We start from the raw sequence: 21,078 nt of genomic DNA on the forward strand, positions 1-21,078 counted from the left end.
ATATGGTTCACCTCGTTCTGAGAGCCTACTCTAAGCGTAGGGCTTGAGAGTGAGGCGGACCATATAATTAGCCCCGTCCATGCGGGGCTCTATCAGGAATCGCTAAGTTTACTTCTTCAGATTCATTTCTGATTCTACAGCGTTGGTTTCGATGTCTGGGTTAGAAGACAGTTTGCCTGTTGCCCAGTCATTCATGTGTTTTAGAATAGCTTTTAACGCATGTTTTTCAGTCGGCGCTTCTGATGTTTCAACTTCAATTTTTTGCTTAGGGTGAGAACCCGTTGCGTCTTCAGCCACGTGCAACCAATCTGGGTGCCAGTAATAAGGTTGACCTGATGGTGTGCTCCATGCATGAACACCGTTGGTTTCGCCTTTGTATTGGATGTCGTTTTCGTTGTACTTAGTCATTATTATCGTCTCTCATAGTCATGAGTTGAGGTGTGCATCACCATTACTCTATAAATGTAACAGATGTCATCGAAAATAATGTGACAACTATCTATTAATCTTGTTGATAAATAATCGATTCCGCTGCACAGCTCTCATTCAGGTCAGTTAACGTACTTTTTCTGATGGTAACCCTATTTAAATTAGGTGCTTAGCTCGGTTTACTGACCATTCAGATGCTTGATGATAGCCGCTTTAGCGTGTTCTTCAGTCGCCGTTTCACCAATCGGAACGTCTAAGTCTGCTTTTGGGTGGACTCCGAGTGCATCTTCTGCAATATGTAGCCAATCTGGATGCCAATAATATGGGTTACTTCCTTCTGGGTGATCCCAGCTATGAACGCCTTGGTGTATACCTCGGTATGAGAGGTCATCCATCGTAAACATTTTCATCATTTCCTCCCGTGTTGATTTTCATGCCTTTGAAAGTATGGAACATAAATTCTCATTTCGTATAGCGAATTGGTATCACTAAGATTGATTAATTACGTTACGACTTTGATAGTGGTGATATCGGATTGCGGGCGTGAAGTATGCTAAGGTGCCTCGGTAGTGATGAATGAGGGAAACATGAACCGATACCGCCAACTCGCTGAATTGTTCAAAATTCAAATTCAGCAAAATACATGGAGAGCAGGGGAGAAGCTCCCTTCAGTGCGTGTCACCAGCCGCAATCACAATGTTAGTGCAGGGACGGTCTTACAGGCGTATCAACTGCTAGAGGCGCAAGGTTGGGTGAGCGCTAAACCTCAGTCTGGCTATTTTGTTACGGCGGAACTGGAACGTTTAGAACCGAATGACCTAGATAAGAGTCTCTATCGCACTTCGGTAAACGATGAGTTGTATGAGTTCCTTAAACACCAGTCTGCGCCAGAGAGTATTAAGCTTGGATCGGCATTTCCTGATCCGACGTTGTTTCCTCTGGATGCGCTTAACCGCAACCTAGCCAGTTCAGGCCGCAAAATGGGGCCAGAGACACTACTTGATAATCTTCCTCCAGGCAGTGAATCGTTACGCCGTTTAATTGCACAGCGTTATATTCAGCAGGGACTTGTGTTGAGTCATGACGATATTGTCATTACCTCTGGCGCGATGGAAGCGTTAAATTTGAGCCTTCAAGCAGTGACTCGACCTGGTGATACGGTTGTAATTGAAACTCCGACTTTCTATGGGGCTCTTCAAGCGATCGAGCGATTGGGCTTAAACGCGATAACAGTCCGTGTGGATGCTAAGGATGGTCATTCGCTTGAGCAAATAGAGGCTGTGTTTGCCAATCATGATGTGCGTGCTTGTTGGCTAATGACCAATTTCCATAATCCGACCGGAACTTCCCTTAATGACTTGCAAAAGCAAGGAATCGTTGAGTTGGCAAATCGTTACGATGTGTATGTAGTAGAGGATGATGTTTATTCAGAGTTGTATTTTTCAGAGACGAAACCTGCGCCTTTAAAATCGTTTGATACTCAGGAACGAGTGCTGCATTGCGGTTCATTTTCGAAAAGCTTATGCCCTGGTTATCGGTTAGGTTGGGTAGTAAATAAACGCTTTAACGAGCCGATTCAAAAACTTCAACTCATGTCGACCTTGTCGGGCAGTGCTCCTATTCAACAAGGCGTGGCGCACTATCTGCAAAATGACAGCTATGACAATCATCTTAGAAAGCTGCGCAAAGAATTACAGTTACGCCAAACAAGGTTTGTGGCTTTAATAGATAAATACTTACCTAAATCCGTTGACTATTGTCTTCCTCAAGGCGGGTACTTCATGTGGCTTAAATTACCTCCAAGTTTGAATGGTAAGGCCATTTACCAAGCTCTCATCTCTGATAACGTGACGGTGGCGTATGGCAAGCTTTTCTCTGTTGATGACCAGTATCAAGACTATCTAAGGCTGAACACCTCGCTGCCTGTTGATGAAAACCTAAAACAGGCTATATGCAAATTGAGTGACTTACTTCACTAAAGGAACTGTTTAACGTTTTTTTGGCCTAACTGTACTAAAGCGGTTTACCGGTCATGTGCTTCAATCGATTGTAGAGTAATTGCAATGTTGGAGTGACAATGAAAAAACAGTTGGTAAAACATGAAGTAAGATTGATAGCTGTTGCTATTTTTAGCGCATTTCTGTTGGTATTTGCGCACCTTATTTTGGCGAAGTCTTTCTCGCATATGGCTTGGACAGAGTACACCGCGGCCGTGATCCCTTTCATTATGTTTGGCTTATGTGTGTTGGGCGTTAAGTACGCAGAACATGCAGATAGAGAAGGGGATGGAGAGCAGTAAAATCATGAAAAATTTAGGAAGAGAGAATGAAGAGTGCATGGTTGCTTGCGTTATCTATGATCGCCTTTGGGTGCTCAGCGAAACAAGATGTAGAACCTAAGTCGGTTACCCTAGTCTATGATCACTCAAAATTGACTGCGGAGATACAAGCCGATAATCATTTCGAGGCTCATGTCGATAATGATAAAGAGCGTATCGATTTATCTGGCTTGGTACGGAAACTTCACCCTGACTACCAGTTAGATGTCTCGGTGATTAAGTCTAGTAAGACTCAGCATGCAACAAATCAAATTAGTACGTCATTGTTGATCAAACAAAAAGAGATTGAAAAACCTATTTTGATTGGTGGTGTTTATCAGCATACGGTGGTCACTGACGAGAACAACAACCCAACAGTGACAGAATCAGCCAGTGTGATGAGCGTTAAGTTGAATTTATAGTAGTTGGCAACGGAACCTATCTGTGAGATCCGCGACAAAATAAAAGACCTCCACAAGGGAGGTCTTTTTTAATTCTTTATCACTCAGCAGTGATTAGAAGTTCGCAGAGCGAGGTGTACGTGGGAACGGGATAACGTCACGTACGTTGCCCATACCAGTCACGTAAGAGACTAAACGCTCAAAGCCTAGACCAAAGCCAGCGTGTGGCACTGTGCCGTATTTACGTAGGTCACGGTACCAGCTCATGTGTTCTGGGTCGATACCCACTTCACGCATGCGCTCGTCTAGGATGTCTAGACGCTCTTCACGCTGAGAACCACCGATGATCTCACCGATGCCCGGTGCTAGTACGTCCATTGCAGCTACCGTCTTACCGTCATCGTTAGCACGCATGTAGAATGCTTTGATGTCTTTCGGGTAGTTCTTCACGATTACTGGCGCTTTGAAGTGCTCTTCCGCAAGGAAACGCTCGTGCTCAGAAGACATATCGATACCCCATTCAACTGGGAATTCGAATTCACGACCGGAATCAAGAAGGATCTGGATTGCGTCAGTGTAGTCTACTTGTGCAAAGTCAGAAGATACGAATTGCTCTAGACGAGTGATTGCTTCTTTGTCGATGCGTTGAGCAAAGAACTCAAGGTCATCACGACACTCAGCGAGAACCGCTTTGAACACGAATTTCAGCATGTCTTCAGCCAGTTTCGCTACGTCATCCAGTTCTGCGAACGCAACTTCAGGTTCAACCATCCAGAATTCCGCTAGGTGGCGGCTGGTGTTTGAGTTTTCAGCGCGGAAAGTTGGGCCGAACGTGTAAACTTTACTTAGTGCACAAGCGTAAGCTTCTGCGTTTAGCTGGCCAGATACGGTTAGGAACGTCTCTTTACCGAAGAAGTCTTCGTTGTAGTCCACTTTACCAGCGTCAGTACGAGGTAGGTTTTCCATGTCTAGCGTAGATACGCGGAACATTTCACCAGCACCTTCTGCATCTGAAGCTGTGATCAACGGCGCAGATACCCAAAAGTAACCTTGCTCATGGTAGAAGCGGTGGATTGCTTGAGATAGGCAGTTACGTACACGTGCTACCGCACCGATTACGTTTGTGCGCGGACGTAGGTGTGCCACTTCACGTAGGTACTCGATAGAGTGACGAGTTTTTGCCATTGGGTAAGTGTCAGCATCTTCAACCCAACCAACTACTTTAACGTCAGTCGCGGCTAGTTCGAAGTCTTGGCCTTTCGCAGGAGAGGCAACAATCTTACCAGTTACTTCAACAGAGCAGCCAGTGGTTAGCTTAAGTACTTCGTCGTCGTAATTATTAAGATTATTAGGGACCACGGCCTGAATCGGGTCGAAACAAGAGCCGTCATAAATGGCAAGGAAAGAGATTCCAGCTTTGGAATCACGACGTGAACGGATCCAGCCACGAACAGTTACTTCACTGTCTACTGCTAGCTGACCTTTCAAAACGTCTGATACAGGCGCGTAAGTCATGTTTGAAATATTCTCCATTGAGGTAAAAATTCAACTCAACACTTACTACATTGCTTGCTTTAAACGGCTTTGTTTAAAAAACGAGCGAAGCGTTGAATTGGATAGAATTTTACAGATTCATCGGGACATATTACCTGTCAATTCGTCAGCTTCAACCTTTATATTCAATTTGGAGGGGAGAAATTTCTTATTTACTCGCCCTTTGTTCCTCAGAAAGCGTAAATTGGTTAAGTAATAGCTCTAGACGTTCCGAAAGCTGCTCCAAATCAACGCTGATGTCACGTGTGTGAGATGCAGATTGCGAAGTTTCATTCGCGTGTCTTGTGATGGTGTCGACTTTTAACTGAATGTGTTTGCTCACCTCTGACGTCGTTTGTGTTTGATGTTGAATGTTTTCAGCATGTCTCAAAACTTGATGCATTTCGTCTACTACATCGCGCATGGTTTCGGAGAGCGCTTCGACATCGACGGAACGCTGATGAGCAAACTGGCACACATTATCGACCGAAGTGAGCGACTCTTCACTGCCTTGTTGAAATTGCACGATGATGCTTTCTATATTGCTGGTCGCTTGCGCTGTCCGAGAAGCAAGGTTACGGACTTCATCTGCGACAACGGCAAATCCACGGCCTTGGTCACCTGCACGAGCTGCTTCAATTGCGGCATTGAGAGCCAGTAGGTTGGTTTGTTCCGCAATACCTTTGATGACACCCAGGATGGATGATACTTCTGCGGTTTGTTGATTCAATGTTGTGATCTTCTCGCGCACCTTGTCGATATCGGTCACTAGGTTCTTGATGTCTTCACTTACATGGTGCGCTTGACCAGCACTGGCGGTTGCGACATCAACGGTATGGTTGACCAACGTTGTTGCATCAACGGTCGCTTGTTCTACGACACTTTGTTGTTGCAGCATGTCAGTGATATTGGTTTGCACTTCATTGGTTTCTACTTGCTGGTTGTCTGCCGCTTCATCGGTAGATTGAGCAACGTCGGTTAAGCGTCCGGCTGACCCCGCCAGTGAATGCGATGTTTCCTGAACTTTGTCCAAGCTTTGTGAGACCGTATCCATAAAGGAATTGATAGAATCCGATAACTGTCCAACTTCGTCTTTTTGCTTATGCTCTAAACGTATGGATAGATCCTTGCTCGCACTGACATTCGACATAAAACGCGACGTCATTTGTATTGGCCTAACGATGATTCTACGAATCAATCCCATGGTAATTAAAAAGCCCACAAACGCGATAACTGACATGATACCCATCGCAAACATGGCTTGTTTATTGATAAGAGAATTCACATGGCTCATGTTGTATTCCAAGCGGATTGCACCTAACACTTCGCCTTCTGGGGCAATATGGCAAGACACACAATTCGTACCACGATAGTTTTCGCTTGATTTCATAGGCAGTGCAACCACCAAGCCTTTCCCCCAATCCGCACTGAAAGGCTCAATCACCAACTCACCGTTTAATGCTCTCTGGTCAATGTCATCTATCGGTTTTTGATTCGCATCGCCAGCGCCGTAAAATTTAGAGACTGCATCAGCACGAAGTACGCGCACTTGCTCTATGCCTTCTTGAGCGAGCGCTTTTTGTCGTAGGGTTTCTTTTTGCGACATCGTACCGGTGAGCATCATCATATTTAGGCTATCGAAGTAGTTGCTTGCCTTATCGTGTAGTTGTTCACTCAGCACGTCATTAATAAGTGTCTTTTGTTGAAAGTATTGATAGCCAGTCGATGCAGCTAACACGCAAGTGAAGACAACTATCAGTGCCAGTAACAGTTTGAAGGTAATCGTTGAGCGCATATTTTTATAAGTGTAATTGGAACGAATTCCACAATATTAAGGGCTTAGCGTGGTATGAGCGATGGATAGGGCGAATGAATGTGACCCTAAACAACGTAGGGTTATGTAAATGTGATGTAAGTAGGGTGTAATCAATGGATTGGCGCTGCGCCAATTTTTAGACGAAGGGGTGCCTAAATTTCAATTATTTTTTCTTGTTTAACCGGTTGTTAACCCGAGGTCGTGTAATCTCTTTTTGTACTCTTAGAGTCGTCAAAGTAGGGAAGTTTGGGGTATGTATGACCCTACTTCATTTTCCTAACCATTTTTCTGGAATCTCCAGATTTGGCAATCTTCAAGATGCTTGGAGGTTGCCGTTTTTTATCAGTTAATCATTCTGAATCAGTGAATCGTTTTCCTCTTTCTCATGTTATTGATAAAGGTTGTCATTAAAGGGTGAATTCCTTAGTATTGCGTGTCTTTTTAAAGCCTGAGAATCAAGATGAAAACAGAATTATACAAAGAGTTTATGTTCGAAGCAGCACATCACCTGCCGCACGTACCGGAAGGTCACAAGTGTGGTCGTTTGCACGGACACTCTTTCTTAGTTCGTCTTTATGTAGAGGGTGAAGTTGACCCACATACAGGTTGGGTGATTGATTTTTCAGAAATCAAAGCGGCATTCAAACCAACTTACGATCGTTTGGATCATTACTACTTGAATGATATCGAAGGTCTAGAAAACCCAACAAGTGAAGTACTCGCGAAGTGGATTTGGCAAGAGCTTAAGCCAAGTTTGCCGCTACTGAGTAAAGTTGAGATCAAAGAAACTTGTACCGCAGGTTGTATCTACAAAGGCGAATAATTTCGTTCTGTACACAGACAATAAAGGCAAGCCAATCGGCTTGCCTTTTTCTTTGTTAGCCTGAGATCAGAGACAAAAGAGGTCAGTACCCGATTCCGTTTCGTAGGGCGAATTGGACTAACTCAGAATGAGTTTCTAATTCCAGCATGTCCATCAACCGGTATTTGTGAGACTCAATAGTTCGTGGACTCAAATTAAGCGCTATCGCGATTTGTTTTGCAGACAAGCCGTTGGCTATGTGCCCGAGGACATCACATTGACGACGACTTAGTCTTAACATTTTGTTGTTCTCATTACTCGTCTTCATGTCTGGCTTGTGTAGGCTGCGATGCAACTTAGAGTGCTGCCAATAAGAAAGCCAAACTTGCGAAAGAAATGTGACTTGATTCAATTGGGCGTCATTCAAACCACAACGATTTTCGCCAAAAATAGTAAATGAAACGCCACCCCAGCGTTGACCAAACTGACTCAGTGGGATGGTGTAATGGCAACATGCGCCTTGTGCTGCCAGCATTCTTAGTAATGCCACATCACTACTTTCAAGCGAAGCTCGGTTGAAAATCTGAGTTTGTTCCGAGTTACCGATAAGACGAAGGTACCTCTCGGCGTCTTCTATGCCGACTTGCTCTGCTGTGACGACTTTATGTGGTGGACGTGCGACAGCAAGCGTTTTCCCTTGGTTGAAAAACAGCATTGAGTTGGGAAACATGGTCATTCGATCGATTTCGAACCAGTTCATGGCTTCCGTCATGAATTCGCGAAGTTTGACTTCGCACTTGTCTGCTTCAGAGGAGGTAAGTGATGTTGCTTGCCTCATCATAAGCGCTTCAAAAGTTTCAGCTTCTATTGTCTTACCTATCTCACTGTCCATTAAAACGACTCGTACGGAATGAATTTTATAAATGCAGTAATTTTACTCTACATTCTGACTATCAGATTTTGCAAAATGTCGGTGCTTTATTTCGAACTTCTTGGAATAACGCACATGCTTCCTATTTGGTGAATGGGTGGAGGAAGATCTATTCTAAACCTAAATATTACACCTTTATAGGCAGATACACAGACTTTAAGTATAGGTTTTTGGCGAGCAGCTGTTTCAAATTTGGCTAATTTTATCGCCATCCGGAGGGGTAACAATGAAAATGATGAAGCTTCGCTACCGTGCAGGGGCGTATGGTAAATGGGTTGAAGTAGTGGTGTCTGCGTTTGTTGCAGAAGAGTTAGCAAAGGAGTACACCGGTTACGGCTGGCAAGCGGAAGTCGTAACGGTATGATTTTGGGAGGAAGGCAGGTGTGCTAATTACCCTGCCTTTACAACATAAATAACATCGATGCCTAATCTATCAGTTCAGAGAATGACGCAAGATCAGCGCCTTTCCACTCTCTTCATAAATTGTCTTTTGGGTGTTATCGAACCCTGCCGATTCAAACAATCTAATTCCAATGTCATTACTACTAGATACTGTCGCACACACAGAGCTGCTTTCAGTGTCAATCGCGTAGCCATAGATCATCAGTTTTTGTAGCGTTGCTTTTCCAATTCCTTGCTGTTGAAAGCGCTTATCGACCATAAGATAGCTTAAACCCAATTCATGGCGTTTGGCGAAGGGAGCGTGTTGGGCGAAGGCTTTGTCTATCACTAAATATCCGACAATAAGATAGTCATGAAAGATGGTATAAAACACCTCTGACTTACTACGTTGCTGGTAAGCCTGTTCAAATGGCTTAAAAAATCCTTTTTGATCTTCTTGCACTTCCAGTTGCATCAAGCTGGCAAAATCTTTCAGCTTGGCAGGTTTAATGGCGATCATGGTCTGAATCTGTTCAGAGGCGGTAAACACAATACCGCCATTATAGTTGTGGACATTAAAAGGACGCAATCTGGTTCTGTGTCGATTTTGCTATTAAATAGAGGTCGCTAGCGGCAAAGCGGATAATAAAAGCCTTGATGAATGTGCGCACCAAGTGTGGTTAGTAAATGGGCACACTCTGCGGTTTCCACACCTTCCACGATGACTGCACAGTGGTATGTGTGTCCCATCGCAATAAGCTGACGTAACGTCTCTACTTTTTTGTCGTCTTGCTTCAGGTTGATAACAAACAAACGGTCAATCTTGAGATAACTTGGCGTAATTTGACTGATGAGCTCGACATTGTTGTTACCAGTCCCGAAATCATCAATGCTGATTTTGCACCCGATGGCTTTGAGCTTGTTGATGTTATTGAAGATCTCCTGCGTATAGTACATCGACGCATTTTCTGTGATTTCAATCGTCAGAAGTGAACAGTCCAATTGAGCCAATAAGCGATACAGGCGTGTGAAATTACGTTTCTCCAGTAGAGAAGGGCACACGTTGATACTCAGAGGAGCGAGTAAGGATTTTGATTTGCCATACACGAGCCTGATGACCAATAAGGTATGATTGATTAGAAATCCATTGGCGATTAATGACTCAATAAACTTTTGAGTGTTTTTAACCTTAAAGCGCGATAGGACTTCATAGTGGATATTCTGTCGATTTGATGTGTTGTGGATAGGTTCAAGTTTGAGATTGAACTGACGGATAGCCCAAAGGTAAGTGGCTAACGAGCGGAGTTTCTTATGTCTAAAGGCAAGCATTAGAATAAAGCTCAAAACAAGGATGCTACTAATAGGCCCTTTTACGTAATACACCTCTTTGTAACCGTTTTCGTTGACGTTATACAAGAACGATTGCCCGTTGGTATCGCCAATTTCTAGCGCTGTGCCAGTATTGGTACACACTTTCATGCCAGACAAAAACATGCGAGACATATGGCTCTCAAAGCTATTTGATACATTCACGTTTTTTACTCTGACGAGGACTTGTGCACCGTTAAATAAAAACGAATGGGTTGTGTAGCTTTCGTTGTTTAACCAGCTTTCTCTGTCTTTTTTGTTCACTGGGACCACTGCTTCTGGCGTGACTAGACAGCGAATGTTGTGCTTGTCGATCATCAATGCTGACTCGACTAATTGAACATTATCAAATAAGCCTTTTAATTGGTCTTCATGCCCAAAACAACTCTGTTGAGCGAGATCTTGTGCGAAGTTCATTGCATCATCAAAATAGTTTTGCTTAACAATCGTCCCGATGCTGTAAAAACAAATGGCAATATACAGCGCGATGGTAAAGCCAATAAAGCACAACAAATTCAGGTATAGCGCTCTACTACGTAAGCAAATAGCGGCGGCCATTCTTACGCTATGAACGGCTTGCTGGTGGATTCTCGCTTGTTGAAGAAGCCCATCTTTTTGTGCGTGTTGGCTATCGTATGGCACAAAATATCCCTTTCGGTGAATGTTTTCGATGAGAGACTTTTGGGTCTCTATATGATTCTTTGTTAGTTGCCTGAACTTTTTCCTTATGGACGCAACAGCGTTTTTAAATCCATTTTCCGGCAACATCAAGTGATGTTGCGCTGACAACTTCTTTTCGATTTTCCTCTGGCTAATAGGCGCGTTTAAGCTCCCAAAAGCGGCAATGGTGCTAAGGATTAAGTATTCGATTCTGCTTACGGGAATAGAAGAGTGGATGGAGTTATTGAGCTGTAATGAAAGTTCTTTTTCGGACAAGCAAACGCAGATTTGGTTTCCAAGTTCAAACCTAATCATGTGTTAAAGCGCTCCAGGATTAATTTTTGAATACGTTATCAATATTGAGATAGCAGGTATGTGACCTTCTACGGGCATATCCTAAACTTCTGGATATAGTGACAATTTTAGATTTTTTTATAAAGCTCAATCCAGAGAGATTTTACATGGGGAAAAATCTTTAGGCGAAAAAAAGCCCGAGCGAGTTGCTCGGGCTTCTGATGGGAGAGGTTGGGAGATTAGCAGATAACTTTTACTGCTAGGCCGCCTTGAGATGTCTCACGGTATTTTGCGTTCATGTCTTTACCTGTCTCTAGCATAGTTTCGATAACCTTATCTAGAGAAACTGTCGGTGCAGATGAGCGACGCAGTGCCATACGAGTTGAGTTGATCGCTTTTACTGCCGCGATACCGTTACGCTCGATACACGGAACCTGTACCTGACCAGCAACTGGGTCACACGTTAGACCTAGGTTGTGCTCCATTGCGATTTCTGCAGCCATACATACTTGCTCAGGGCTACCACCCATAAGCTCAGCAAGGCCTGCTGCTGCCATAGAACATGCAACGCCAACTTCACCCTGACAGCCAACTTCTGCGCCAGAGATAGACGCGTTGCGTTTGTAAAGACCACCGATCGCGCCAGAAGCGGCGAAGTAACGGATGTAATCTTTTTCAGTCACGGTTTGGATGAACTTGTCGTAGTAAGCCAGTACCGCAGGGATGATGCCACATGCGCCGTTTGTTGGTGCAGTCACAACACGACCACCTGCTGCGTTCTCTTCGTTTACTGCGAAAGCGAACATATTTACCCAGTCAACAACCGACATTGGATCGTTTGTTGTTTTTTCAGAAGTAAGCAGTTGCTGACGAAGTGCTGCTGCACGACGAGGTACGCGTAGTGGACCAGGCAGAATACCTTCTTCGTTCATACCACGATCCATACATTCGCGCATGGTGCGCCAGATGTTCGCGAAGTATGTACGAGTTTCTTCATCAGAGTGAAGAGAGTGTTCGTTTTTCATCACAAGTGCACTAATAGAAAGACCACTTTCTTTACACTGGTTAACGAGCTCTTCTGCTGTTGTGTATTCGTAAGGAACCTTGATTGGGTTCTCAATCTCTTTACCGAAGTTTTCTTCATCAACGATGAAGCCGCCACCGATAGAGTAGTAAGTCTTTGAGTACACTTTTTCGTCTTCGATCCACGCGTGGATCTGCATGCCGTTTTCATGTAGCTCAAGGTTAGTAGTATGGAAGTTCATACCACCGTCTTTCGGGAACGATACTGTGTGACAGTGCATGCCAACAGGAAGGCGTTCAGTTTCTTCTACTCGAGCGATGAAGCCCGGAATAGAGTCGATATCAACTTTCTCAGGGGAGTTGCCTGCAAGACCCATGATGATGGCGATATCCGTGTGGTGACCTTTCCCTGTCAGTGATAGTGAACCATAAACGTCAACGGTGATTTTAGTGATGTCGCGCAGTTTTCCCATCGCACGAAGGTCATCAATAAACTCTTTACCCGCTTTCATTGGACCTACAGTATGTGAGCTTGAAGGACCAACACCGATCTTATAGATATCAAAAACACTAATCATATCGATTACCTCAGAACAAAGCCTCCCAAGGGGAGTTGGGAGGCTTTTTATTATCGTTATATTCTTGGATTAATCATGCTTTATAAAAGAGCAGTGATTAAAGAGCGCCGTAGATTACAGAACTAATTGCCGCAAGACCACAGATTGCTGTGAAAATCTGTACAGGTGCTGAAGTTTTGTACTTCGCCATTGCTGGCACTTTCTGCATCGCGAATACAGGCATCAAGAATAGGATAGCTGCAATCATTGGTGCACCCATCGTTTCAATCATGCCTAGGATGCTTGGGTTAACGATAGCAACAATCCAAGTCGTCACAACGATGAAGATAAGAGACGCTTTTTCAATCTTGCTCTTAGGAGATTCAGAGCGAGACTTGATTAGGCCTACTAGACCTTCGTGAGCACCTAGGAAGTGACCGAAGTAGCTAGAAGTGATTGCTGCGAATGCAACCAATGGGCCCATGTAAGAGATCAGTGGTGATTCGTGAACGTTCGCTAGGTAAGAAAGAACTGAGATGTTTTGCTCTTGCGCAGTTGCTAGTTGCTCTGGAGATAGAGAAAGCACTACAGAGAATACGAAGAACATTACAAAGCCCATCAGCATCATCGCTGCGCCGCCAGTGATAGAGTCAGTCTTCTTAACTGCGTCATCACCGTATACACGACGTTGTTCTTTAGAGAACTGAGAGATGATTGGGCTGTGGTTGAATGAGAATACGATGATTGGAATTGCTAGCCAAACGATTGAAGGCATTTCGCCCCAGTTTGGAGACACTTCCATCATTGATGTATTCCAATCAGGAATTAGGTAGAAAGACAGTGCTAGTAGAACAAATACTAGAGGGTAAACCATTGCTGATGTTGCTTTCAGCATTAGCTCTTTACCGAATACTACACCCGCAGTCATCGCAGCGATTAACGCGCCAGAAAGTAGCCAGCGAGGAATAGATTCCATACCCATTTGGTTAACTAGGAAAGAGTCAACCGTGTTTGTGATACCAACACCGTAGATAAGTACGATAGGGTAGATAGCGAAGAAGTATGCAAAAGTAATAAGGTTTGCGCCTGTCTTACCGAAGTGCTCTTCTACTGTGTCAGTGATATCAGCTTCAGGGTTTTTCGCAGAAAGTACGAAACGAGCGAGAGATTTGTGTGCGAACCAAGTCATTGGTGCCGCGATTAGAGCAAGGATAACTAATGGCCAGAAACCGCCAGCACCTGCTTTAATTGGAAGGAAAAGTACACCTGCACCTACTGCTGTACCAAATAGGGACAAACACCAGGTGAAGTCTTTGTAAGAAAACTTACTAGACGATTGTGCGGTTGAAGCCGCAGTAGTAGTTGTATTCATTTTTGAGTTACTCATTTTGGGAACAGGAAATAAGTCGGGAGCGATTTTGCAAGATTTTGCACTAGGAAAATTAGATCTAAATCATGTATTGCTCGAGCTTATTGAATGATATGTCAAAAATCTGCTTTTTATCACGAAAATGGCGTGCTACACGTGATAATTGCTAATGAGTGAAATTAGAAAAACTTATCTGAAGCGGTTGTTGTATAAATTTTTCTCACCGCAAGCGTTTGCCTTATAAAAATCAAATTAAACTAATGTGAATTGATGTTTGAAAAATAACTTTTTATTAATATAGATGCACATGATGTTTGGTTTTAAAGTCAGCTTAATATTGATAAAGCAGTTACTTAGAAATGATGTGTTTTTGCATGGATTCGATGATCTGTGCGGTCATTCCCCAAATAAAATGCTGTTGATATGGGATGGCAAAGACGCGATGACTAGTGTTTCTTAGGTTGAATTTTGAACTGTATAGCTTTTCAGGATTTAAAATATGATTGGCTGGGACTTCAAAAACTGAGGCAACTTCGTTGGGGTCAATTTGCGTTGTGTAGTCTGGAGAAATGAAGGCCAAAAACGGTGTCACATTAAATTGGCTAATCGTTGGCAGCTTTGGCAGCTGACCAAATACCTTTATATGCTTTTCATGAATACCAATTTCTTCTTCGGCTTCTCGCAGTGCCGTATTCACAAGAGTGTGATCTTCTGTCTCATATTTTCCCCCTGGGAAGCTAATTTGGCCAGGATGGTGTCGTAAATGTTCGGCTCGCTTGGTCAAAATCACTTGCATCCCTTCTTTTCTCTCAACAAAGCCAATTAACACCGCGGCATCACGAAGTGAGGTGTCTTTCAAATGTGCTAATCGCCCCAAAGACTCTTGGTGATAGCCTGTCGGTAAATGGAATTGGAAGTTTTGCAACAATGTCGTTTTATCAATGACCAAATCGGAGTCCTTAAGAAGTCAGCTGACGAATAGATTCGTATTATATTAATTTGAAACTTATAGCGTTATACACCATTCTTTATTTTAAGACGTCGCTATAAGGTTAGCTGAATACGATGAAAGGAATCATTTTCACGGAGTTCATGGAGTTAGTGGAAGAGAAGTTTGGTCTTGAGGTTCTCGATCAGGTTTTGGATTTATCTAACGATGAAGGTATTTACACCTCAGTAGGCAGTTATGATCATCGAGACCTTGTTAAGTTGATCGTTAATCTCAGTAAAGTGTCTGATATTCCCCCAGAAACGCTTCAACAAGTGTTTGGTGAGTGTGTCTTCCAGAATCTACTCAAATCGATTCCGAATCACGCCAGCCTGCAGCAGTGCAGCACGACGTTCCAATTCGTGCGCCATGTAGAGGACTTCATTCACGTGGAAGTGAAGAAACTCTATCCCGATGCAAATCCCCCGCAATTTGACTTTATTAGTGAGACAGAATCGGAAATGGTGTTTGACTATCGAAGCGCGCGCTGTATGGCTCATGTTTGCTTTGGTTTAATACAAGGGTGCGCTCAGCACTTTAATGAAACGATAAAAATTAAACATCAGAATCAATCGGAAGATGGAAGCCAAGTGCGTTTTTGGCTGGAGGCTCAATAACCAAATATGACGGGAAATTCCTCATTAGAAAGGAAACTCAAGCGAGAAGTCGCGTCGCGTAAAGCCGCTGAATCACTGTTAGAGCAAAAGAGTTTAGAACTGTATGAATCTAACCAACAGTTAAGTGTGGCGCTAAAAAAGCTCGAGATGAAGTCAGAGAAAGATCTGCGCAAATTTGAGTTCGAAGAGCAAATCGATGCCACCTTGATTAGGTTCGGACGTACTTTCCTTTCTAGCACCTTCGATGAAACCATGATTGCCAGTTTCTTGGAACAGCTGACATCAAACTCTGTTGTGTCGGGTGCTTATCTGTATTTAGAAGCTGAGCGTTTGAGCTCATTACGTCGGCATCAATTTGGACATTTGGCGTTAGCGCATGCTGCGCCTATCGTCAATAAACCGCATTGGAACGGGAATGCTCTCTATCTCCCAATTACAATAGACGCCAACATTCTTGGTGAGTTGATCTTTTCTGTTGCGCTTGATCAAGTCGATCAGGAGTTTATTTCTAAGCAAATGGTATTGGTTTCAGACTTGGTTCATGGCGTTATTAGTCGTCATTTGAGCTTAGAACGTGAGGTTGAACTGCGTAAGCGTGCCGAAGCCTCCGAGAAGGCGACCAAAGAGTTCGTTGCCATGATCAACCATGAGCTAAGAACGCCGCTAAATGGTGTGCTCGGCAGTGCCGATCTGCTGAGTAAGACCGCCCTTGGGGATGAGCAACAACAGTATCTGAGTAATCTTACGCATTCTGGGGACCTACTTAGAGTCATCATCAACGACTTGCTCGACTTCAGTAAGATGAACGCTGGGATGATGGAAATCATCGATAAAGTTTTTGCTTGGAAAGCGCTAGAGGATGCATTAACAGGCGTATTTGCGGCTAAAGCTGCCGAGAAGCGCATTCATTTCTCTATTGATAAGAAACTCGGGATCCCAGAGTTTTTGGTCGGAGATTTTGAGCGGATTACCCAGATCTTGGTTAACCTAATCGGTAATGCGATTAAGTTTACTCAACTCGGAGGTGTGGTGCTGCGTGTCGAATGGAACAATGGCTTTGCACATTTTGAAATAGAAGACACCGGCATTGGTATTCCGTTAGAAGCACAACAAGCGTTGTTTGATCCTTTTGTTCAAGCAGACCGCTCTACAAAGCGCAGTTTTGAAGGGTCAGGTTTAGGTTTGGCGATTTGTAAGAACCTTGTCGATCTGATGAAAGGGCAGATCAGCTTTGTCAGCGAGCCACGCAAAGGGACAACGTTCCAAGTCGTGGTACCGCTTAAACGAGGAGAAGCGCCCGCAAATTTAGCCGGGTCGGAGGCAACCAGTCGACAAATTGAGTTGGCAGGAAGAAACATCTTAGTTGTAGATGATATTCGAATGAATCAGGTCATCGTCACTCAAATGCTTAAAAAACTCGATATCATACCAGATCTAAAAAATAACGGCTTGGAGGCGTTGGAGGCCGTTAAAAACAAAGACTACGAATTGATATTCATGGATTGTCGAATGCCAGAGATGGATGGGTATGAAGCCACGGTTCACCTAAGAGAGGATGGCTTTAACAATCCCATTATTGCACTCACAGCGGGGACGACGTTAGAAGAAAGGAAAAAGTGCATCGAATCTGGTATGGATGACATCCTTACCAAGCCCTACACCGCGGCAGATATCGAACAAGTGATGTGTAAGTGGCTCAAAGAATAGCGCTAGTAGAATAAAAACAAACGGCTCTGTGAGAACAACAGAGCCGTTTTTAGTTTAGTTTCTTCCACGTTAACTTTTACTTTAGCGCTGGTAGAATTTTCGAAAGCTTGTCTAAGGTTTCTTGATATTCCGAGGCACAATCACTGTCAGCCACCACACCGCCGCCAGCCCATGCATACAGTTTGTTTTTTTCTGCAACGAGAGTTCGAATAGTGATGCTGGTATCCATACGACCATGGCGTGAGATATAACCAATACTGCCACAGTAAGCGCTGCGACGATGCGGTTCTAGTTCTTCAATGATTTGCATCGCACGGACTTTAGGTGCTCCGGTGATTGAACCGCCTGGGAAGCAAGCTCGAAGCAAATCCGCCGCGGAATATTGCGGATCTAGATTGGCTCGAATGGTACTCACCAAATGGTGAACGGCAGGGAAGCTCTCAATATCAAACAACTTTGGCACATGGACACTACCTGGAGAAGCAACACGCCCAATGTCATTACGCAGCAAGTCCACAATCATCAAGTTTTCTGCCTGATCTTTCTCTGCGGTTTGTAAATCCTGCGCATTGGCTTGGTCTTGAAGGGTATCCGCACCGCGTGGTCGAGTGCCTTTGATTGGTTTGGTCTCGATAACGTTGTCTTTCAGTTCCAAGAATCGTTCTGGAGAAATACTCAACAGCGTAGATTTTGGCATACGAATAAATGCTGAGAAGGGCGCTTGGTTTGCCGCTTCCAGCTTTAAATACGCTTGCCACTCGCTTCCTTGATAAGGAGCATTAAAGCGCTGCGCCAAGTTGATTTGGTAACAGTCGCCACTCAACAAGTATTCTTGAACACGATCAAAACGTGAAGCGTAAGACGCTGGCGTCATGTTGGACTGCCAGTCACCTTCTAGCTGAAAGCCTTCTGCCGTGTCAGGTACTTGTTCGTTTAGCCATTGCCATGCGGCTTGCGTGTTTTGGCCAACAAGGATCGCGGTCTTCAACTTATGATCGACAACCAAAGCCCATTCATACAGACCAACTGCCATATCTGGTGTTTGTAGATCTTTGGCTGCGAACTCCGGCATAGATTCGACCCTACGGCCTAAATCGTAACTGAAGTAGCCAAGTGCACCGCCTACAAACGGCAGATCCCATTGACTACCGAGTTCAAGATTGGGGAGAAGCTGTTGTTGAAGCTCGTCTAACAGCGAAAACGGGTCATCTTGAGAGGCGTACTCTTGCGTGTCTGTTTTGATTTGCGTATCGCCAGCGACTGTCTCTAGCGTTGCGATTGGGTTGGCCACCAACACGTCAAATCGGCTGTCGATATGGGTCTCAGAAGCGGAGCGTAAAAGCATCGCCCAAGGTTGGTGTTCGATACAAGAAAATAGGGAAATGGTGAGGTCGTCGGCGTAATCCAATGCCTTAAAATCAAGCAATTGCGTATCCATGTTGTTCATTTGTTTAAATTGTGACAAAGAGTTCGTTCACTGCATGGCATGTCATGGGCTGCAAGAGTATCATAAACGCCACTATACCCAAATAATCTCTAGATACATGATTCAGCGAGAATGATTTGGTTCGCATACGCGACGACGATTCGCATGTTTTAGTGGGTCTAAATCAAGAATCGTCAACACTGTATGCGAGCCAAAGCAACTCGCCCTTCGGGAGCAAGCCACTGCTTTAAGAGTGCTTTGCGTTTGAACTTTCGTAAGTGTTTTACAACGATTCACTTACTGAGTTCTTTAAGTGGCGCCACTATGAACTTGTATATGGGGGTTATTTGGGTATAGCGCCAAACTACCTCTATACAAGGGTTTGAGGTGGTTTTACTATATGGAAGGCGACTTCATTTAATCGTGTGTCGATATCAGCCGTTCGACAATTTGTTCACATAAAACGAAGCTCATTTAGAGCAATAAGCTCAACAAACACGAAAGAAGCCAGCCAATAATGGAAGCAAAGCATAACAATAATGAGGCATGCAATGACGGTAATACGCACGCAGGATGTCATCAGCAGTGTTGCTGATGCGCTACAGTATATTTCTTACTACCACCCGCTAGACTTTGTTCAAGCCCTTGAAAAAGCCTACCATCGAGAAGAGAGCCAAGCCGCGAAAGATGCGATTGCGCAAATCTTAATTAACTCCCGTATGTCTGCTGAAGGTCACCGACCGATCTGTCAAGACACCGGCATCGTCACCTGTTTTGTGAACATCGGTATGGGCGTCCAATGGGACTCAACCGACATGACAGTACAGCAAATGGTGGATGAGGGCGTTCGACAGGGGTACACAAATCCGGATAACCCATTGCGTGCTTCGGTTCTGATGGACCCAGCAGGTAAGCGAATCAATACCAAAGACAACACGCCAGCCGTTGTGCATATCAACATGGTGCCAGGCGATAAAGTCGAAATTCAAATCGCGGCGAAAGGCGGCGGCTCTGAAAACAAAACCAAGATGGTGATGCTAAACCCATCTGACGACATTGCAGAATGGGTAGAGAAAACCCTACCAGCAATGGGCGCAGGTTGGTGTCCACCGGGCATGCTTGGCATTGGTATCGGCGGTACCGCTGAAAAAGCTGCGGTATTGGCAAAAGAATCTCTGATGGGGCACGTCGATATTCAAGACTTAATTGACCGTGGTCCTCAAAACGCAGAAGAAGAGCTTCGCCTTGATATCTTCAATCGCGTAAACAAGTTGGGCATCGGTGCGCAAGGCCTAGGCGGTTTAACAACGGTTGTTGATGTAAAAATCAAAACGGCGCCAACGCACGCGGCTTCAAAACCAGTGTGTTTGATCCCGAACTGTGCAGCAACACGCCACGTTCACTTCACGCTTGATGGCAATGGCCCAGCAGAGCTAACGCCACCGAAGCTAGAAGATTGGCCAGACATTACTTGGGAAGCGGGCGCAAATACACGTCGTGTTAACCTAGATACAGTAACCAAAGAAGAGGTCCAAGAGTGGAAGACTGGTGAAACGGTTCTTCTGTCAGGCAAGATCTTGACCGGTCGTGATGCTGCGCATAAACGTATTCAAGGCATGCTAGAAAGTGGCGAAGGTCTACCTGCTGGTGTTGATTTCAAAGGCAAGTTCATTTACTACGTTGGTCCGGTCGATGCCGTCGGTGATGAGGCAGTAGGTCCTGCAGGCCCAACAACCTCAACGCGTATGGATAAGTTCACCGACATGATGTTAGAAGAAACCGGCATCATGGGGATGATTGGTAAAGCGGAACGTGGCCCTGCGACGGTTGAGTCGATCAAGAACCACAAAGCGGTATACCTCATGGCCGTTGGCGGCGCAGCATACCTTGTCGCGAAAGCAATCAAGAAAGCTCGCGTGGTAGCATTCGAAGACCTAGGTATGGAAGCGATTTACGAGTTTGAAGTCGAAGATATGCCTGTAACGGTTGCCGTCGATTCTAATGGTACGAACGCTCACCAGATCGGTCCTGACACTTGGAAAGTGAAAATCCAAGAGATGGAAGCGTAAGAGACTTGGTCATCATTCGAACGTCTCAATTGGGAGAATGTGACAAAGTGCTGATTTACCTAGCAAACATTTGACAAAAGTGCAGCGAAAGCTGCACTTTTTGTCTATATAATCAAATATAAACTTATAGGCATAGCAAATCTCACTGTTATGCTGACCATGATTAGGAGACGGCATGCCTCGTTTTATTCAAATTCTACAAATAGTTCTTGCTGTTGTGATCGGTAGCTTTGTTGGCTACGACTTGATTCTTCACGGCATCAGTATCTTCGATGAAAAATACGTCACCATCACTTGTGTGTTGTGGCTGATTCTAGAAGTCTGCCTATTCGTTATCTACAAGTTGATAGAAGACGATTAGATTGCCCTAGTGCAGATAGAATCACTAAG

At 44.4% G+C, this 21,078-nt stretch carries 20 protein-coding genes; 9 read left to right on the plus strand and 11 right to left on the minus strand.

Translation table 11 applies throughout. The annotated features are described in order from the left end of the window. Positions 1-108: 108 nt before the first annotated feature. Together OQJ86_RS22160 and OQJ86_RS22165 are read right to left on the minus strand one after the other, a co-directional pair. Entirely contained in the window at positions 109-408 is a 300-nt protein-coding gene (locus OQJ86_RS22160; RefSeq protein WP_038873539.1) for a hypothetical protein, read from the minus strand. A gap of 200 nt (positions 409-608) precedes the next feature. Further along, entirely contained in the window at positions 609-839 is a 231-nt protein-coding gene (locus tag OQJ86_RS22165; protein WP_104037840.1) for a hypothetical protein, read from the minus strand. A 177-nt stretch (positions 840-1,016) separates the two neighbouring features. On the opposite strand from OQJ86_RS22165, the gene OQJ86_RS22170 reads away from it, so the two are divergent. The 3 genes from OQJ86_RS22170 (at position 1,017) to OQJ86_RS22180 (ending at position 3,168) form a co-directional block, all read left to right on the plus strand. Further along, entirely contained in the window at positions 1,017-2,408 is a 1,392-nt protein-coding gene (locus OQJ86_RS22170; RefSeq protein ID WP_265990934.1) for a PLP-dependent aminotransferase family protein, read from the plus strand. Positions 2,409-2,506: 98 nt separating this feature from the next. After that, the gene (locus OQJ86_RS22175; protein WP_038873530.1) at positions 2,507-2,728 is read left to right on the plus strand and encodes a hypothetical protein; all 222 of its coding nucleotides are present in this window, start codon (positions 2,507-2,509) and stop codon (positions 2,726-2,728) included. Positions 2,729-2,754: 26 nt separating this feature from the next. Continuing rightward, complete coding sequence (locus tag OQJ86_RS22180; protein ID WP_265990937.1) at positions 2,755-3,168, plus strand: hypothetical protein; 414 nt, start codon at positions 2,755-2,757, stop codon at positions 3,166-3,168. 93 nt (positions 3,169-3,261) lie between these two features. Here the strand turns inward: OQJ86_RS22180 and asnS are convergent, their stop codons facing one another. Together asnS and OQJ86_RS22190 are read right to left on the minus strand one after the other, a co-directional pair. After that, on the minus strand, positions 3,262-4,662 hold the full coding sequence (gene asnS / locus OQJ86_RS22185; protein ID WP_038882455.1) for an asparagine--tRNA ligase: 1,401 nt from the start codon (positions 4,660-4,662) through the stop codon (positions 3,262-3,264). A 187-nt stretch (positions 4,663-4,849) separates the two neighbouring features. Next, positions 4,850-6,475: a methyl-accepting chemotaxis protein gene (locus OQJ86_RS22190; RefSeq protein ID WP_038882454.1), complete on the minus strand. Its 1,626-nt coding sequence runs from the start codon at positions 6,473-6,475 to the stop codon at positions 4,850-4,852. 481 nt (positions 6,476-6,956) lie between these two features. On the opposite strand from OQJ86_RS22190, the gene queD reads away from it, so the two are divergent. Further along, positions 6,957-7,319 (plus strand): 6-carboxytetrahydropterin synthase QueD, encoded by a 363-nt coding sequence (gene queD / locus OQJ86_RS22195; protein WP_038873519.1) that lies wholly within the window; start codon positions 6,957-6,959, stop codon positions 7,317-7,319. A gap of 82 nt (positions 7,320-7,401) precedes the next feature. On the opposite strand, the gene OQJ86_RS22200 is transcribed toward queD, so the two are convergent. Further along, positions 7,402-8,190, minus strand: a complete 789-nt coding sequence (locus tag OQJ86_RS22200; RefSeq protein WP_038873517.1) for a response regulator transcription factor — start codon at positions 8,188-8,190, stop codon at positions 7,402-7,404. Between the two features lie 265 nt (positions 8,191-8,455). Here OQJ86_RS22200 and OQJ86_RS22205 point away from each other — a divergent pair, with 265 nt between their 5' ends. Continuing rightward, entirely contained in the window at positions 8,456-8,593 is a 138-nt protein-coding gene (locus tag OQJ86_RS22205) for a hypothetical protein (protein ID WP_164492046.1), read from the plus strand. Between the two features lie 69 nt (positions 8,594-8,662). Here OQJ86_RS22205 and OQJ86_RS22210 read toward each other — a convergent pair whose 3' ends face one another. The 5 genes from OQJ86_RS22210 to OQJ86_RS22230 all read right to left on the minus strand — a co-directional run bounded on the left by OQJ86_RS22210 (position 8,663) and on the right by OQJ86_RS22230 (position 14,830). Next, positions 8,663-9,130 carry a GNAT family N-acetyltransferase gene (locus OQJ86_RS22210; RefSeq protein ID WP_038873543.1) on the minus strand — a complete coding sequence of 156 codons (468 nt, stop codon included), beginning with the start codon at positions 9,128-9,130 and terminating at the stop codon, positions 8,663-8,665. A gap of 107 nt (positions 9,131-9,237) precedes the next feature. Beyond that, a complete protein-coding gene (locus OQJ86_RS22215) occupies positions 9,238-10,953 on the minus strand; it encodes an EAL domain-containing protein (RefSeq protein ID WP_045422429.1) in 1,716 nt (571 codons plus the stop codon). Positions 10,954-11,171: 218 nt separating this feature from the next. Next, positions 11,172-12,533, minus strand: coding sequence for an L-serine ammonia-lyase (locus OQJ86_RS22220; RefSeq protein ID WP_038866452.1), 1,362 nt, complete (start codon positions 12,531-12,533; stop codon positions 11,172-11,174). A 97-nt stretch (positions 12,534-12,630) separates the two neighbouring features. Then, on the minus strand, positions 12,631-13,884 hold the full coding sequence (locus OQJ86_RS22225; RefSeq protein WP_038866453.1) for an aromatic amino acid transport family protein: 1,254 nt from the start codon (positions 13,882-13,884) through the stop codon (positions 12,631-12,633). Between the two features lie 346 nt (positions 13,885-14,230). Further along, the gene (locus OQJ86_RS22230) at positions 14,231-14,830 is read right to left on the minus strand and encodes a CoA pyrophosphatase (protein ID WP_038866455.1); all 600 of its coding nucleotides are present in this window, start codon (positions 14,828-14,830) and stop codon (positions 14,231-14,233) included. Positions 14,831-14,946: 116 nt separating this feature from the next. On the opposite strand from OQJ86_RS22230, the gene OQJ86_RS22235 reads away from it, so the two are divergent. Continuing rightward, positions 14,947-15,486 (plus strand): heme NO-binding domain-containing protein, encoded by a 540-nt coding sequence (locus tag OQJ86_RS22235; protein ID WP_265990946.1) that lies wholly within the window; start codon positions 14,947-14,949, stop codon positions 15,484-15,486. Positions 15,487-15,492: 6 nt separating this feature from the next. Then, entirely contained in the window at positions 15,493-17,193 is a 1,701-nt protein-coding gene (locus OQJ86_RS22240; protein WP_265990948.1) for an ATP-binding protein, read from the plus strand. 76 nt (positions 17,194-17,269) lie between these two features. On the opposite strand, the gene pabB is transcribed toward OQJ86_RS22240, so the two are convergent. Beyond that, complete coding sequence (gene pabB / locus OQJ86_RS22245) at positions 17,270-18,640, minus strand: aminodeoxychorismate synthase component I (protein ID WP_265990999.1); 1,371 nt, start codon at positions 18,638-18,640, stop codon at positions 17,270-17,272. Positions 18,641-19,170: 530 nt separating this feature from the next. Here pabB and OQJ86_RS22250 point away from each other — a divergent pair. Together OQJ86_RS22250 and OQJ86_RS22255 are read left to right on the plus strand one after the other, a co-directional pair. Then, complete coding sequence (locus tag OQJ86_RS22250) at positions 19,171-20,688, plus strand: fumarate hydratase (RefSeq protein WP_038881943.1); 1,518 nt, start codon at positions 19,171-19,173, stop codon at positions 20,686-20,688. A gap of 175 nt (positions 20,689-20,863) precedes the next feature. Then, positions 20,864-21,049 carry a hypothetical protein gene (locus OQJ86_RS22255; RefSeq protein WP_009706856.1) on the plus strand — a complete coding sequence of 62 codons (186 nt, stop codon included), beginning with the start codon at positions 20,864-20,866 and terminating at the stop codon, positions 21,047-21,049. Positions 21,050-21,078: the final 29 nt, after the last annotated feature.

It is taken from the genome of Vibrio sp. Sgm 5 (assembly GCF_026241575.1).
GTDB lineage: Bacteria > Pseudomonadota > Gammaproteobacteria > Enterobacterales > Vibrionaceae > Vibrio > Vibrio jasicida.

Excerpts from the sequence above, each read along its gene's own strand:
- OQJ86_RS22170 (WP_265990934.1), top strand. The coding sequence starts at position 1,017 with ATGAACCGATACCGCCAACTCGCTGAATTGTTCAAAATTCAAATTCAG.
- OQJ86_RS22205 (WP_164492046.1), top strand. The coding sequence starts at position 8,456 with ATGAAAATGATGAAGCTTCGCTACCGTGCAGGGGCGTATGGTAAATGG.
- OQJ86_RS22160 (WP_038873539.1), bottom strand. The coding sequence starts at position 408 with ATGACTAAGTACAACGAAAACGACATCCAATACAAAGGCGAAACCAAC.
- OQJ86_RS22165 (WP_104037840.1), bottom strand. The coding sequence starts at position 839 with ATGAAAATGTTTACGATGGATGACCTCTCATACCGAGGTATACACCAA.
- queD (WP_038873519.1), top strand. The coding sequence starts at position 6,957 with ATGAAAACAGAATTATACAAAGAGTTTATGTTCGAAGCAGCACATCAC.
- pabB (WP_265990999.1), bottom strand. The coding sequence starts at position 18,640 with ATGAACAACATGGATACGCAATTGCTTGATTTTAAGGCATTGGATTAC.
- OQJ86_RS22200 (WP_038873517.1), bottom strand. The coding sequence starts at position 8,190 with ATGGACAGTGAGATAGGTAAGACAATAGAAGCTGAAACTTTTGAAGCG.
- OQJ86_RS22220 (WP_038866452.1), bottom strand. The coding sequence starts at position 12,533 with ATGATTAGTGTTTTTGATATCTATAAGATCGGTGTTGGTCCTTCAAGC.
- OQJ86_RS22240 (WP_265990948.1), top strand. The coding sequence starts at position 15,493 with ATGACGGGAAATTCCTCATTAGAAAGGAAACTCAAGCGAGAAGTCGCG.
- OQJ86_RS22225 (WP_038866453.1), bottom strand. The coding sequence starts at position 13,884 with ATGAATACAACTACTACTGCGGCTTCAACCGCACAATCGTCTAGTAAG.
- OQJ86_RS22250 (WP_038881943.1), top strand. The coding sequence starts at position 19,171 with ATGACGGTAATACGCACGCAGGATGTCATCAGCAGTGTTGCTGATGCG.
- OQJ86_RS22235 (WP_265990946.1), top strand. The coding sequence starts at position 14,947 with ATGAAAGGAATCATTTTCACGGAGTTCATGGAGTTAGTGGAAGAGAAG.
- OQJ86_RS22175 (WP_038873530.1), top strand. The coding sequence starts at position 2,507 with ATGAAAAAACAGTTGGTAAAACATGAAGTAAGATTGATAGCTGTTGCT.
- OQJ86_RS22190 (WP_038882454.1), bottom strand. The coding sequence starts at position 6,475 with ATGCGCTCAACGATTACCTTCAAACTGTTACTGGCACTGATAGTTGTC.
- asnS (WP_038882455.1), bottom strand. The coding sequence starts at position 4,662 with ATGACTTACGCGCCTGTATCAGACGTTTTGAAAGGTCAGCTAGCAGTA.
- OQJ86_RS22210 (WP_038873543.1), bottom strand. The coding sequence starts at position 9,130 with ATGATCGCCATTAAACCTGCCAAGCTGAAAGATTTTGCCAGCTTGATG.
- OQJ86_RS22215 (WP_045422429.1), bottom strand. The coding sequence starts at position 10,953 with ATGATTAGGTTTGAACTTGGAAACCAAATCTGCGTTTGCTTGTCCGAA.
- OQJ86_RS22255 (WP_009706856.1), top strand. The coding sequence starts at position 20,864 with ATGCCTCGTTTTATTCAAATTCTACAAATAGTTCTTGCTGTTGTGATC.
- OQJ86_RS22180 (WP_265990937.1), top strand. The coding sequence starts at position 2,755 with ATGAAGAGTGCATGGTTGCTTGCGTTATCTATGATCGCCTTTGGGTGC.